The following is a 13283-nucleotide window of genomic DNA, read 5'->3' on the forward strand; positions in this document are numbered from 1 at the left end:
GGCCTAGAACCAGCTCTTCTTGCGGCGGTCCAGCAGTCCCGCCTCATCCATCGCCTTGTCGACGGCCTCCTGGTCGAAGGGGTCCAGTCCGTGGGCTTCCGCGAAGGCACGGCGCCGGTTGTAGCGGCTGAAGCGGCGGTGGAAGGCCCAGCCGATGTAGAGCACGGCGACGGCGAGCAGCACCAGCAGCGTCATGCCGATGGGCGACGCCTTGCCGAACTCCGGTCCGAGCGGGCCACCCTGCTGCTGCTGGGCGAGGATCATGAGGTCTGTGAGAGCAAACATGGGTTCTTCCATCTCTTCCTACTTGGCTTCCAGCTTATAGAGCTTCTCCGCCGTGATGCCCGCGAAGAGGTCGTCCTCCGGCAGCGACGTGGCCACCCGGGTCTTGGCCAGCTCGAACTCCTCGGTCGGCCACAGCTTCTTCTGCACCTCCGCCGGTGTCGCCAGGAAGGCGCCCGCCGGGTCGATCTGCGTGGCGTGGGCCCGCAGCGCCGCCTCCCGCTGCGGGAAGTAGTCGCCGCACTCCACCTGGGTGGTCACGCGCGCCATGATGTCGGCCGGGTTGCGCTTCCACCGCTCCAGCATCGGGCCGTAGGGGCTGGTACGACCCTCTGCGAGCAGGAGATCATGGAACATCTTCATGCGCTGGTGGACGAAGCCGTGCGTGTAGTACAGCTTCAGCGGGGTCCACGGCTCACCGAGCTCCGGCGCGTAGTCCGGGTCGCCGGCCTTCTCCCACGCGATCATCGAGGCCTCGTGGACCTTGAGGTGGTCCGGGTGCGGGTAACCGCCGTTCTCGTCGTAGGTGACGATGACATGCGGACGGAACTCGCGGATGATCTCCACGAACTCCCGCGCCACCTCCTCACCGGGCACCAGCGCGAAGCAACCCTCGGGCAGCGGCGGCAACGGATCGCCCTGCGGCAGCCCGGAGTCGACGTGCCCGAGCCAGACGTGCTCGACGCCGAGGGCCGCGGCGGCGGCCGCCATCTCCTCCCGGCGGACGTCGACGATGTTCTCCAGCACACCCGGCTTGTCCATCGCCGGATTGAGGATGTCACCGCGTTCGCCGCCCGTGCAGGTGAGCACCATGACACGGTTGCCCTCGGCCACGTACCGGGCCGTCGTCGCGGCACCCTTCGATGCCTCATCATCGGGATGTGCGTGGATGGCCAGCAGCCGGAATCCGCTCAACGTGTGTCGCGTCCTTATCTGGGGATCTAGAGTTGTCAACCCGTTTCATCCTAGTGGCCCTTCTCCCCCGATGGGAAAAGCAGGGCTCCCCGACACCATCCGATAGTATGAGGCGGTCACCCCACCATCCAGCGCAGAGGAAGATCGATGAGCACTCCCGCCGCCAACCCCACCGCCGAGCGCTACGGGTCGGACCGTTCCCCCGGGACGGGCAGCAACTTCAGCGGCAAGATGATCGCCATCGTCACCGTGGTCCTCATGGCCGGCCTGGCCGTCGCCATCGCCCGCTACATGGCCGCCGACGCCCAGTCCGGCGACGTGCGCATCGAGATGGTCTCCCACGAGCGCACCGCCGACGACAACATGCGCCTCTGGGTCGACGTCACCCGCAAGGACCCCGACGTCCTCTCCTACTGCATCGTCACCGCACTGAACTACGAGATGGCCGAGGTCGGGCGCCGCGAGATCCTCGTGGAGCCGGGCGGCGACGCCCTCCAGCGCTTCCAGGTGGACATCCCCTCCCGCGACCTGCCCGTCTCCGGCAGCGTCTACGGCTGCTCCACCTCCGTCCCGCCGTACCTCACCAGCGGACCGGCCGACGTCGCCGAGTGATCCCCGCACCCGCCGGTGTGTTAAAATCCCTGACAATTGTTCACACCGGTGGGTGACGCGCGTGTAGGGGGCTTCAACGGCTCCCCGCCGGAGGTAGTTCCCACCGGCCCGAGGGATAGGGAAGGCAGGGACTCTACGTAGCTATGGCTGACAACCACAAGCAGTACATCACCCCGGAAATGAAGGCGAAGCTCGAGGCCGAGCTGCAGGCACTGATCGACCACCGCCCGGTCGTCGCCGCCGAGATCAACGAGCGCCGCGAGGAGGGTGACCTCAAGGAGAACGCCGGCTACGACGCCGCCCGCGAGATGCAGGACCAGGAGGAGGCCCGCATCAAGCAGATCTCCGAGCTGCTGGCCAACTCCACCACCGAGCGTGAGGGTGTCGTCGAGGGCGTCGCCCTCGTCGGTTCCGTCGTCCACGTCTACTACAACGGCGACGAGAACGAGAAGGAGACCTTCCTCATCGGTACCCGCGCCGCTGCCACGGGCAACGAGCACCTGGAGACCTACTCCGAGCACTCCCCGCTGGGCGCCGCCCTGCTGGGTGCCCGCGAGGGGGAGACCCGCGAGTACACCGCCCCGAACGGGGCCACCATCTCGGTGACTCTGGAGTCGGCGAAGCCCTACGACTCCCAACTTGCCGCAACTCCGCGCGCGGCCAAGTAATCTCGTATCCGAATAAGTGACTACAGGGAGGATCCCCACCATGAACCGTATCTTCGCCCGTAAGGGTGCCGCTGTCGTCGGCGCTGCCGCTCTCGCCCTGGCCCTGGCCGCCTGCTCCCCGCCGAACGAGCAGCCCTCCGACGTCAAGGTCGACACCGCCACCGAGTTCCAGGCCCCGGCCGCCGAGACCGGTACCGCCACCTCCACCGTCGCCACGACCGCCACCACCGCCACCGAGACGGCCACCGAGACCGCCACTGAGGTCGAGGTCGTCGAGGAGGACGTCGTCGTGGTCGAGGAAGCCCCGGTCCAGAACTAGCACCGACCGTGACCTTCCCCCGTCACACCCGGGCCCTGAGCATCCTCGGCCTGGGTGTTCTCATTTCCGCCTGCTCCCCGCCGAACGAGCAGCCCTCCGACCTCAAGGTCGACACCGCCACCGAGTTCGTGGCGGCCCCGTCACGCGCCACCAGCTCCACCAGCACTCCGGTCGATCCGGCGTCCCTGCCGGGTGTCATCGAGTGCGTCGGCAGCCCGGAGCTGCGCCCCGGCAGCCTGGCCCTGACCTGCGCCGACGCGAACGACCGGCTCATCGACATCACCTGGGACGAGTGGACCGCCACCTCGGCCTCCGGCACCGCCACCCGCGAGACCAACGACTGTGACCCGGACTGTGCCCGGGGCACCTTCGGGAAGACCCGCGGCGTCGAGGTGGAGCTCTCGGAGCCGGTGCGCAGTCCGCAGGGCCTCGTGTTCACGAGGCTCGTCGTCGACGGTGACGTCATCGTCCTCTAGAGGAGACACCGACCGTGAATCTGCCCGATCAGATCCCCCTGGTCACCCGGGAGGTGCTCAGCGACGGCGCCACCGTCGGTGTCACCCTCTCACGCACCTACGACGCCTCCGACGCCGACCTGTGGGAGGCTCTCACCGACCCCTCCCGGCTGGAGCACTGGTTCGAACCCGTCTCCGGTGACCTGCGCGTCGGCGGCACGGTCCGCTGCGAGGGCGGCGTCACCGCGGAGATCCTCGCCTGCACGCCTGAGCAGCTGCTGCGTCTGGCGTGGGACGACGGCACCCCCGGCACGCTGGAGGCCGTCCTCTCCCCCGCCGAGCGGGGCACCCGTCTCACGCTGACCCACACCGTGCCCCGCGACGAGCACTGGGACACCTACGGTCCGGCCGTCGTCGGCATCGGCTGGGACAGTTCACTGGCCGCGTTAGCCCTCCACCTCGCGATGGACACCGAGGCCGTCGAGGGGGAGGAGGAGACCTTCATCCGGAGGTTGGCGGTGGAGTGGTCGGGTGCCGACGGGCAGCAGGCGCACCGCACCGTCGAGCTGTACCTCGGAGAATGAGAAATGCCCCGCACCAGGCGGGGCATTTTTCGTCTCTGCGGCTAGTTCGAGCGGAAGTAGCTGAGCAGACGCAGGATCTCGGTGTAGAGCCAGACCAGGGTGACGGCCAGGCCGAGGGCGACGCCCCAGGCCATCTTGGACGGTGCGCCGGCGCGGATCATCTTGTCGGCGGCGTCGAAGTCGGAGAGGAAGCTCATGGCTGCCAGGCCGATGCAGACCAGGGAGAAGATGATGGCGAGGGTACCGCCGTCACGCAGCGGGTTCGCGCCGGTGAAGACGGCCAGCAGCAGGTTGCCCAGCGCCAGGACGAGGACGCCGACGAGGGCTCCGGTCATGATGCGGTTGAACTTCGGGGTGACCTTGACGGCACCGGTCTTGTAGACGAAGAGCATGCCCAGGAACACGCCCAGGGTGCCCATGACGGCCTGCCCGATGAGGACACCGGCGTCCGCGGCGGACTCGCCGAAGGTGACGCCGGAGAAGAGCAGGGAGATACCGCCGACGAAAAGACCCTCGAAGGCGGCGTAGATGAGGGTGACCGCGGCGGAGCCGTACTTCTTGCCGAAGGTGGCCACCAGCACGGTGATGAGACCACCGATGGCACCGACGGCGGTGAGGATGAGCGCCAGGCCCGGGTTGACCAGGCCGAGACCGAAGTTCAGGACGGCGAGGACCACGATGACCGCGAGGGTCATGCCGGTCTTGGCGACGACGTCGTCGACCGTCATCGGACGGTCCCCCGTCGTCGTCTGGCCGTAACCGGAGTACGGGTCCTGGTAACCCTGCGGTGCACCCGAGGGGTAGGCACCACGCTGGATGCCGCCCTTGGCGGTGGTGAGTGAGTTCATGACAGGGTTGCTGCTTCGCACGATGAAACCCCGAACCTTTCTGATCGTGTTGTGTTCTACCCCGTACAACGTAACAAAGGTTCTTTTAGTTCCCCCGATGAGCAAGCGGAAATCACCCGACGGTGACCACCACCTTGCCCGTCGCGTGCCCGCCCTCGACGAGGGCGACGGCCTCCGCCGCCCGTTCCAGGGGGAACTCCTCCCCCACGATCACCCGGGCGTGACGCGCCACCTCGGCGAAGACCTCACGGGTGCGGCGTCGGGGGACGGCACCGCCCCCGAGCTTCTCGACGAGCGCCTTGTCCGCCACCGACACCAGCCGTCCACCCAGGTCGGCCGCCGCCTGCAGCGTCTCCCCGCCGACGAGGTCGAAGACTGCGTCCGGGCGGGTGTCCGGGAGCTGCCCCTTCGGCAGGTGACGGGCGCCGAGTGACTCCACGAGCTCCCTCTTGCCCTCCGAGGCGACGCCCGTGACCCGGATCCCGCGGGCCACCGCCAGCGTGGTGATCGCCGTCCCCACCCCGCCCCCGGCGCCGAGGACGAGCAGTTCCGCCCCCTCCGGGAGGTCGAGCATGTCGAGGGCGTCCTGCGCCGTGCCCCATGCCACGGGGAGGCAGGCGGCGTGGCGGACGTCCATGCCGGCGGGGACGGGGGTGACGGAGGCGGCGTCGAGAAGCGCCTGCTCCCCGAAGGTGCCGTGGCCGGAGGCGGCGGCCCCGAACACCAGCTCCCCGGTGCCGACCACCCGCCCGGCAGCCTCCCGGCCGAAAGCCATGGGGAAGGTCACCTCCCAGCCGTTGGTGCCCTCCCGGGTGTTGAGGTCACCGGGGTTGACCGACGTCGCGAGCACGTCGATGAGGACCTGGCCGGGGCCGGGGGTGGGGGCGGGGACGTCGAGAAGCTCGAGGACCTCGGGCCCTCCGTGGGAACGGAAACCGAAGATACGCATGCCGCCCATTGTGCCTATGCTGGCGGGCATGATCACCGACGTTGACCGTGACTGGCTGGCCAGGGCCGTTGACCTGGCACGACAGGCGCTCGAGGCGGGTGACGAGCCCTACGGCTCCGTCCTCGTCGGCGCTGACGGGACCGAACTTTTCGCCGACCACAACCGCATCTCCGGCGGGGACTCCACCCGCCACCCCGAATTCGCCATCGCCCGCTGGGCCGCCGAGAACCTCACCCCGGAGGGCCGCGCGCAGGCCGTCGTGTACACCTCCGGTGAGCACTGCGCGATGTGCTCCGCCGCCCACGGCTGGGTGGGCCTGGGCAGGATCGTCTACGCCGCCTCCTCCCGCCAGATCGGGCAGTGGCGTGCGGAGCTCGGACACCCCGCCTCCCCCGTCACCGCCATCCCGATCCAGGACGTCGTGCCCGACATCCGGGTGGACGGGCCGGACGAGGAACAGGGCGCGCGGGTCAGGGCGCTCGTCGAGCAGATGTAGTGCCCCCACTGGGGTTCGAACCCAGACTGTGCCGATTTTAAGTCGGCTGCCTCTGCCGGTTGGGCTATGGGGGCGGGAGGAAACACATTTTAGGACACACCTCTGCCCCGCCGCTGCAGCAGGTGCCACAGGACGGGCAGCTGCCCGAGGGCGAACACCCCCGGGATGAGGGCCAGCGACTCCGGGGCGCCGAGGAACGCGAAGACCAGGAAACACAGCGCCAGCCCGACCCCGCTCACCGTGTGGCCGATGAGCATCGGCTGCGGCCCGACCTTCCCCAGCAGCGCCACCCCGACCGCCACCGCCCAGCACACGATCCCCGCGTGACCGGCCAGGAAATACGGCAGGTCCAGGGCGGCGAGGGTGCGCGGCAGCGTGCCCACCAGCCAGGCGACCACCAGCGCCCCGAGGACCGCACTGCCCCAGGAGGCGCGGAGGAACAGGCGGAGAGCCACCGGAATCAGGCGCGGAGCCGGTCCCTCAGAGACGCGACGATGCCGTCGAGGATGTCCTTCTCGCTGATGACGAAGCTGTCCGCCCGGGTCTCCTTCGCGATCATGTCCATGACCCCGTCGACGACGGCACTGCCGCCGCCGAGGACGTCCGCACGGCCCGGATGCACGACCGGGTTGAGGGCGCGGGTCTCGGCCGACTGACGGCGGATCTCGGCGGTGAGGACGCGCAGCGCGGAGAAGCGCAGCACCGAGCCGTGGATCTCACGCGGGTCGTAGGTCTCCAGGCCCTGCGCCAACGCCGAGAGGGTGGTGAAGGTGCCGGCCACGCCGACGAAGGTCTTCGCCTCCCGGATGGGCACGATCTTGACGACGTCCTCCATCCGCTCCTCCACGTACTCCATGGCGATCTCGGTCTCGGTCTCCGTGGGCGGGTCGGAGCGCATGATGCGCTCGGTGACTCGGACACAGCCCATCTGGGTCGAGTGCGTGCCCAGGATCTCGCCGTCGGCGGTGCCGACGATGAACTCCGTGGAGCCGCCACCCAGGTCGATGACGCAGAACGGCTCATCGGAGGGGTCGAGGTCGGTGATCGCGCCACGGAAGGATAACGCCGCCTCCTCCTCCCCGGAGATGACCTCCGCGCGGGCGCCCGGGGTGATGCGGCCGAGGAGTTCACCGGTCATGCGGAAGAAGTCCTCCCGGTTGGAGGCGTCGCGCGTCGCCGAGGTGGCGACCATGCGGACGGCCTTGACCTGCTCGAACTCCATGATCCCGACGAAGCGCTCCAGCGCCTCCCGGGTGCGCGCGAGGGCCTCCGGGTCGAGCTGGCCGGTGGCGTCGACTCCCTGGCCGAGGCGGACGATCTCCATCGTGCGGGTGACCTCGCGGGTGGTGTCGCCCACGACGTCACAGATGAGGAGCCGGATCGAGTTGGTGCCGCAGTCCACGGCCGCGACGCGGGTCACTTCGCGGCCTCCTGGTAGAGGTCGTCGAACTGGTGGGCGTCGAAGCCCAGCTCCTCGCACGTCGGCCAGTCCGCGGGGATGGCGGTGCCACGCAGGCCACCACGGTCGGCGGCGAGGGCGACGGCCTCGGTGCCGAAACGCAGACGCTCCGGCCCCTCGGCCAGTGCGTAGGCGATGAGCACGTGGAGGCACTTCACCCGCTCGGGCATGCCGCCGCCGGAGAAGTCGGTGCCCAGGTCCTCGATGGCGTTGCGCTCGGCGAGGTAGTGCTCGTGGGCGGCCCGGTAGTCGGCCTGCAGGCTTTCGTCGGTGGCGAGCCGCTCCTCCATCCACTTCATGACGTGCGCGACCTCGAGGCGGGAGGCCTCGCCGGTCAGGCGCGGGTCGGTGAGGTAGTACAGGGTGGGGAACGGGGTTCCGTCGGGAAGCCTCGGCGCGGTCTTCACCACACCCGGAGCGCCGTCCGGGCTGCGGTAGGAGATCGCGAGGACACCTCGGGGCTCACGCCCGAGCTGCTTCTCGACGGCCGCCAGATCTGCATCGTTGACAGTCATGGCGATCATTCTTCCATGAGCACACCGCCGGGGTCGTCTGCGGGCGGTGTTGCGATGGACGCCCACAGGATTTCGTACCACGTCCAGTCCGCCGTCAGATCCTCCGCGGAGGTGGTCACGGTGGGGTCGACCTCCATGTTCGGGTCGATGACACGGAAGGCGACCTCCCCCGGTTCGATGAGTCCGAGGCGGCGGCGGGCCTCCTCCCGGATCCACGCCTCGTCGCCGTAGCGGTCGATCTCCTCGATGAGGCGTTCCTTCTCCTGCTGCTTCGCCGCAATCGACTCGTTGAGACGGTTGATCTCCGAGCGGCCCTGGAAGTAGTTGTTCGCCGGCGCCCAGATGGTGACGATCACGATGATCGCCACCGCCGCCAGCACACCGAACTCAGCGGTGTTGAAACGCATCCGCGGGCGGCGTGACGGCTTCGGCCGGGCGTCCCGGGCACGGGAGACCACCGGCACGGTGTGCCGGGAACGGGGGGAAGGTTCGGTCGCCATAGAACCCCGAGTTTAACTCACTCCCCCGCCCCGGCGAGGATGGCGTCGCGGGCCTCCACGAATGCGTCGACCGAGCCCCACACCGACGCCGACACCCGGCCGTCGAGCCGCTGCAGCACCTGCCGGGCCTCCTCCCACTGCCCCGCCCGGTGGAAGCACCGGAGGAAGAGGTTGAGCACCTCGCTCTCCTGCCGCAGATCAGGGGCCGGCCCGGTGCTGAACCTCCGCCAGGCCGGCACCAGGTACTCCTCAGCGACGCCGCCACGCATGACGATGTACGGCACCACCCCATGCCCCAGGTGCCCCGGTGGGGCATGCGCCGCGACGTCGGCCGCCAGTTCCTCCTGCTTCACGACGTCCACCCGGTCCACCAACAACCGCAACCCCACCGGGTGGTACGGGTCGAGGTCCCGCCACTCCTGCGCCCCGGCGGCGGCCTGCTGCGCGACGAGGAGCGGCACGATGTCCCGCCCCGCCTCCAGCGCCAGGATCAGAGCCCGCTCCCGGTGCCCGGCCCCCAGGTGCACCGCCGCGAGGACCACCCTCTCCAGGGCGTCCTCCGGCTCGAGGAGGCGCCGCTCCCAGAGCTCGAAGAGATGCCCGTCGGAGAACAGGGCACCGAAGTCGGAGAGGAAGTGGATCCGCGAGGTGGCGTCGAGACGCCCGTACACCGCCCGCAGGGTGTCCAGGTCCACGCCCGCCGCGATCCGGCCCAGCTCCCCGCCGGTCCACGTCCGCACGAAATCAGGCTCCAGCCGGGGCTGTGCCCGTCGTCTGCCGAAGAACGCCATGGCCGAACTCACCTCCGGATACGGGGACGCCCCCGGGCACCGGGGTGCACGGGGGCGTCGGGAAGCGCTGTCAGTTACTTCTGGAAGCGCGGGAACGCGGAACGGCCGGCGTAGACCGCGGCGTCGCCGAGCTCCTGCTCGATGCGCAGCAGCTGGTTGTACTTGGCGACACGCTCCGAACGGGCCGGGGCACCGGTCTTGATCTGGCCGCAGTTCAGGCCGACAGCCAGGTCAGCGATGGTGGTGTCCTCGGTCTCACCGGAACGGTGCGACATCATCGAGGTGTAGCCGGCGCGGTGAGCCATCTCGACGGCGTCGAAGGTCTCGGTGAGGGTACCGATCTGGTTGACCTTGACCAGGATGGAGTTGGCGGCCTTCTTCTCGATGCCCTCCTTCAGGCGGGCCGGGTTGGTGACGAAGAAGTCATCGCCGACCAGCTGCACCTTGTCGCCGATGGCCTCGGTCAGGGCGACGTAGCCGTCCCAGTCGTCCTCCTGCAGCGGATCCTCGATGGAGACGATCGGGTACTCGTCGACGAGCTCCTCGTAGACCTTGGACATCTCCTCGGCGGAGAGCTCCTTGCCCTCGAAGTGGTACTTGCCGTCCTTGAAGAACTCGGAGGACGCGACGTCCAGGGCCAGAGCGACATCGTCGCCCAGCTTGTAGCCGGCCTTCTCGATGGCCTCGACGATGAGGTCCAGGGCCGCGCGGGTGGACTCGACGGACGGGGCGAAACCGCCCTCATCGCCCAGGCCGGTGGACAGGCCCTTCTCCTGGATGACGGACTTCAGGGTGTGGTACACCTCAGCGCCGACCTGCAGAGCCTCGGAGAAGGTCTCCGCGCCGATCGGGGCGATCATGAACTCCTGGACGTCGACGCCGGAGTCGGCGTGGGCGCCACCGTTGAGGATGTTCATCATCGGGACCGGCAGCACGTGGGCGTTCGGGCCACCGACGTAACGGTAGAGGGACAGACCGGCGGACTCGGCGGCGGCGCGGGCCACGGCCATGGACACACCCAGGATGGCGTTGGCACCCAGGCGGGACTTGTTGTCGGTGCCGTCCAGGTCGATCATGGCCTGGTCGATGGCGCGCTGGTCATCGGCCTCGAAGCCGGCCAGCTCATCGGCGATCTCCTCGTTGACGTTCTCGACGGCCTTCAGGACACCCTTGCCCAGGTAGCGGTCGCCGCCGTCACGCAGCTCGTGGGCCTCGTGGACGCCGGTGGAGGCGCCGGAGGGGACACCGGCGGTGGCGAGGGTTCCGTCATCCAGGACAACGCCGGCCTCAACGGTCGGGTTGCCGCGGGAATCCATGATCTCTCGTGCGAAAACGTGAATGATGTCAGCCACTTTTGGGCCTCCTATAGCCATATGAGATGTGAGTTCGTCATCGTCGCGCGCTCTCGACACGCGTCCGGGGACAATTCTTCCAGAAAAACACCCGCCACGTGTGACAACCCGGGGAATCCAGGGGTGATCCTCAGCGGGCGGGCTGGTTCAGGGCATACGACGCCGCCGCGTCGCGCACGTTGATGAGGTACTCCTCGGAACGGTTGTAGGCGTACACCGCACCGGACCAGCCCTCCGGTGTACTGAGGTCCCCGCCGTTGGTGCACAGCAGATGCGCCGCCCCCAGGGCCGCGTCGTCGATCTGGTGCGGATCAGCCACCCCGTCACCGTTGGCGTCCCGACCGTAACGCTTCCACGACTCCGGGATGAACTGCATCGGCCCGACCGCGCGGTCCCACTCGGTGTCACCGTCGAGAAGCCCGCCGTCCGTGTCCGGGATCGCCGCGAAACCCGGGCTGCCGTCGAGGGGGATGCCGATGATCTTCGGCTCCGCGAAACCCTCCTCATTGATGTGGCTGCGGTTGAAGTAGGAACCCGAGTACGTGCCGTGCCGGGACTCCACCCAGCCGATACCGGCCAGGGTGTTCCACCTGAGGTGGCAGGAGGGCCAGGCCTCACGGGCGATCAGCTCGGCGTTGCCGTAGGCCCGGATCGCCGCCGCCGGGATACCGGTCTCCCGGGAGAGGGGCTGCGCCCAGAAATCGAGGTTGTCGGAGGTGCGGCCGGGGGCGTGGACGTCAATCACCGGGACCTCCGCGGCGGCGGCCGGCGGCACGTTGTCCGGCACCGGCTGCAACTGACGCGTGGGACTCGAGATGTCCAGGAACGACAGGGCCCAGCCGATCAGGGAAATGACCATGACGATGGCCAGAACCACCCCCAGGCCACAGCCCATCACCCGTCGCGCGCCGCCACTCATGGGGGACGATCCTACGGCATGGACCCGCCCGGGACGGCAGTGACCCGTACACCCCCGGAGTTCACCCTATTTTGCCACTTGCATCACAACAGACACTCAGGCCACGTATGCTTCCAGCGTATTTATTTCCCTCTGAAAGGTACCGCTTCATGCTCCGTCGCGCACTCGCCACCATCGCCGTCTCCACCGTCGCCGTCGTCGGCCTCGCACCGGCCGCCTCCGCCCAGATCATCCCGGGCGTCGGCACCTTCATCAAGCAGCTCCCCTGCAACGAGCTCGAGCAGGGTCTCAAGGCTGCCAACCTCATCGACGAGGACACCACCCGCAACCAGCTCGCCTCCAAGCTGCGCACCGAGACCGGCAAGGTCATCGACAACCCGCTCTTCAACTTCGCCGCCAGCGCCTACGCCAACCAGCTGGCCGACCGCGCCCTCGAGTGCGAGATCGTCAAGGAGGACCCGAAGTCCCCGATCGCCGGCTCCACCCAGTTCCTGGAGATGTTCGAGGGCCTGTCCAGCGCCGTCGCCAAGAAGTAGCTCTCTGCTAGAGACCCGGGGGAATCTCGTTCCCCCGGGTTTTTTCCTGCGCCTTCCCCAGCGCCCACAGACGTTCCTGCTCCTCGACGGGCACGACCCGGTCGGTGCCGTCGAAAAGATAGGGGGAACGCACCTGCAGCTTGCCGACGAAGCTCGCGGCGACATCCGCGAAGTCGAAGGCGGAGCGTCGGGAAGCGATCTCCGCGTGGAACAGGACCTGCAGCAGGACGTCCCCGAGCTCACGGAGCAGCGCCTGCTCATCACCGTCGGACTCCCACTCGACGACCTGGTCGGCGAACTCCTGCGCCTCCTCCGCCAGGTACGGCAGCAGGGATCGGTGCGTCTGCCCCGACTCCCACTCCCCGATCGAACAGGCCCGCTGCATCGCCTGCACCGCGTGCCGCACCGGATCCCTCCGGGACTCCGCGACGATGACCTCGTCACCGGCGCGCACCCGCCGGAGCACCCGGGGGTCGAAGCCGTTCGTGCTCACCAGGACCCCCTCCCCCTCGGCGGCGACCAGCTTGTCGATGTTCCACCGCACACTCACCGGCACCTCGTCCGTGAACTCCAGCGGACCGCCGAGCCGCCCGAACGCCTCCAGGGGGATGAGGGTGGGCCACCGGTCGTCGAGAAGCAGGACAGTCATGACCCCAATCCTAGGGGTCTAGAGTGGACAAGTGACATCACCCCGTATCCATACAGTGACAGTGTGGTCGCTGGTGGCCCTCATCATCGGGTCCACCGTCGGCTCCGGCATCTTCTCGCTGCCACAGAACGCGGCCTCCGCGGCCGGGCCCGGTGCCGCACTCATCGGCTGGGCGATCTCCGCGGTCGGCATGCTGTCGATAGCGTTCGTCTTCCAGATCCTCGCCGTCCGCCGCCCCCACCTCGACTCCGGCGTCTACTCCTACGTCCGCGCGGGCCTCGGTGACTACATCGGCTTCACCTCCGGCTGGGGCTACTGGCTCGGCTCCGTCATCGCCCAGGTCGGCTACGCCACCCTCTTCTTCAACACCCTCGGCCACTACGTCCCCGGCATCGGACCGGACCACCCCGTCGCCACCGCCCTGGCCGTCTCCG

Annotated in this window: 20 protein-coding genes and 1 tRNA gene; 8 read left to right on the forward strand and 13 right to left on the reverse strand. The window is 68.7% G+C overall.

Annotation, left to right across the window (positions count from 1 at the left end; all coding sequences use genetic code 11):
• Window positions 1–3: 3 nt before the first annotated feature.
• Both GXZ33_RS06090 and mca read right to left on the reverse strand, forming a co-directional pair.
• Window positions 4–285, reverse strand: a complete 282-nt coding sequence (locus GXZ33_RS06090) for a hypothetical protein (RefSeq protein ID WP_291339966.1) — start codon at window positions 283–285, stop codon at window positions 4–6.
• A gap of 18 nt (window positions 286–303) precedes the next feature.
• Window positions 304–1197: a mycothiol conjugate amidase Mca gene (gene mca / locus GXZ33_RS06095; protein ID WP_291339967.1), complete on the reverse strand. Its 894-nt coding sequence runs from the start codon at window positions 1195–1197 to the stop codon at window positions 304–306.
• A gap of 147 nt (window positions 1198–1344) precedes the next feature.
• On the opposite strand from mca, the gene GXZ33_RS06100 reads away from it, so the two are divergent.
• From GXZ33_RS06100 to GXZ33_RS06120, 5 genes are all read left to right on the forward strand, one after another.
• Entirely contained in the window at window positions 1345–1809 is a 465-nt protein-coding gene (locus tag GXZ33_RS06100) for a DUF4307 domain-containing protein (RefSeq protein ID WP_291339968.1), read from the forward strand.
• 143 nt (window positions 1810–1952) lie between these two features.
• On the forward strand, window positions 1953–2477 hold the full coding sequence (greA, locus tag GXZ33_RS06105) for a transcription elongation factor GreA (protein WP_291339969.1): 525 nt from the start codon (window positions 1953–1955) through the stop codon (window positions 2475–2477).
• Window positions 2478–2517: 40 nt separating this feature from the next.
• Complete coding sequence (locus GXZ33_RS06110; RefSeq protein WP_291339970.1) at window positions 2518–2796, forward strand: hypothetical protein; 279 nt, start codon at window positions 2518–2520, stop codon at window positions 2794–2796.
• An 8-nt stretch (window positions 2797–2804) separates the two neighbouring features.
• Window positions 2805–3272, forward strand: a complete 468-nt coding sequence (locus GXZ33_RS06115) for a hypothetical protein (protein WP_291339971.1) — start codon at window positions 2805–2807, stop codon at window positions 3270–3272.
• A gap of 14 nt (window positions 3273–3286) precedes the next feature.
• Window positions 3287–3835 (forward strand): SRPBCC domain-containing protein, encoded by a 549-nt coding sequence (locus GXZ33_RS06120; protein ID WP_291339972.1) that lies wholly within the window; start codon window positions 3287–3289, stop codon window positions 3833–3835.
• Between the two features lie 41 nt (window positions 3836–3876).
• On the opposite strand, the gene GXZ33_RS06125 is transcribed toward GXZ33_RS06120, so the two are convergent.
• Window positions 3877–4704, reverse strand: a complete 828-nt coding sequence (locus GXZ33_RS06125) for a Bax inhibitor-1/YccA family protein (protein ID WP_291339973.1) — start codon at window positions 4702–4704, stop codon at window positions 3877–3879.
• 91 nt (window positions 4705–4795) lie between these two features.
• On the reverse strand, window positions 4796–5632 hold the full coding sequence (locus GXZ33_RS06130) for an NADP-dependent oxidoreductase (protein ID WP_291339974.1): 837 nt from the start codon (window positions 5630–5632) through the stop codon (window positions 4796–4798).
• Between the two features lie 28 nt (window positions 5633–5660).
• On the opposite strand from GXZ33_RS06130, the gene GXZ33_RS06135 reads away from it, so the two are divergent.
• Window positions 5661–6128 carry a nucleoside deaminase gene (locus GXZ33_RS06135; RefSeq protein WP_291339975.1) on the forward strand — a complete coding sequence of 156 codons (468 nt, stop codon included), beginning with the start codon at window positions 5661–5663 and terminating at the stop codon, window positions 6126–6128.
• Here GXZ33_RS06135 and GXZ33_RS06140 read toward each other — a convergent pair.
• The 8 genes from GXZ33_RS06140 to GXZ33_RS06175 form a co-directional block, all read right to left on the reverse strand.
• Window positions 6129–6202, reverse strand: a tRNA-Leu gene (locus tag GXZ33_RS06140).
• Between the two features lie 15 nt (window positions 6203–6217).
• On the reverse strand, window positions 6218–6583 hold the full coding sequence (locus GXZ33_RS06145) for a hypothetical protein (RefSeq protein WP_291339976.1): 366 nt from the start codon (window positions 6581–6583) through the stop codon (window positions 6218–6220).
• A 5-nt stretch (window positions 6584–6588) separates the two neighbouring features.
• Window positions 6589–7548, reverse strand: a complete 960-nt coding sequence (locus GXZ33_RS06150) for a Ppx/GppA phosphatase family protein (RefSeq protein ID WP_291339977.1) — start codon at window positions 7546–7548, stop codon at window positions 6589–6591.
• Complete coding sequence (locus GXZ33_RS06155; protein WP_291339978.1) at window positions 7545–8102, reverse strand: DUF501 domain-containing protein; 558 nt, start codon at window positions 8100–8102, stop codon at window positions 7545–7547. Before GXZ33_RS06155 ends, GXZ33_RS06150 begins: the two co-directional genes overlap by 4 nt.
• A 5-nt stretch (window positions 8103–8107) precedes the next feature.
• On the reverse strand, window positions 8108–8602 hold the full coding sequence (locus GXZ33_RS06160) for a septum formation initiator family protein (protein ID WP_291339979.1): 495 nt from the start codon (window positions 8600–8602) through the stop codon (window positions 8108–8110).
• A 17-nt stretch (window positions 8603–8619) separates the two neighbouring features.
• On the reverse strand, window positions 8620–9393 hold the full coding sequence (locus GXZ33_RS06165; RefSeq protein WP_291339980.1) for a hypothetical protein: 774 nt from the start codon (window positions 9391–9393) through the stop codon (window positions 8620–8622).
• A gap of 74 nt (window positions 9394–9467) precedes the next feature.
• The gene (gene eno, locus GXZ33_RS06170; protein WP_291339981.1) at window positions 9468–10745 is read right to left on the reverse strand and encodes a phosphopyruvate hydratase; all 1278 of its coding nucleotides are present in this window, start codon (window positions 10743–10745) and stop codon (window positions 9468–9470) included.
• A gap of 130 nt (window positions 10746–10875) precedes the next feature.
• Window positions 10876–11664 carry a lytic murein transglycosylase gene (locus GXZ33_RS06175; protein ID WP_291339982.1) on the reverse strand — a complete coding sequence of 263 codons (789 nt, stop codon included), beginning with the start codon at window positions 11662–11664 and terminating at the stop codon, window positions 10876–10878.
• Between the two features lie 149 nt (window positions 11665–11813).
• On the opposite strand from GXZ33_RS06175, the gene GXZ33_RS06180 reads away from it, so the two are divergent.
• On the forward strand, window positions 11814–12200 hold the full coding sequence (locus GXZ33_RS06180; RefSeq protein WP_291339983.1) for a hypothetical protein: 387 nt from the start codon (window positions 11814–11816) through the stop codon (window positions 12198–12200).
• Window positions 12201–12207: 7 nt separating this feature from the next.
• Here GXZ33_RS06180 and GXZ33_RS06185 read toward each other — a convergent pair whose 3' ends face one another.
• Entirely contained in the window at window positions 12208–12849 is a 642-nt protein-coding gene (locus GXZ33_RS06185; RefSeq protein ID WP_040085397.1) for a MazG nucleotide pyrophosphohydrolase domain-containing protein, read from the reverse strand.
• A 31-nt stretch (window positions 12850–12880) separates the two neighbouring features.
• Here GXZ33_RS06185 and GXZ33_RS06190 point away from each other — a divergent pair.
• On the forward strand, window positions 12881–13283 hold a 403-nt coding region (locus GXZ33_RS06190), incomplete at its 3' end, for an amino acid permease (protein ID WP_291339984.1).

Source organism: Corynebacterium sp., from assembly GCF_012838985.1.
Lineage (GTDB): Bacteria > Actinomycetota > Actinomycetes > Mycobacteriales > Mycobacteriaceae > Corynebacterium.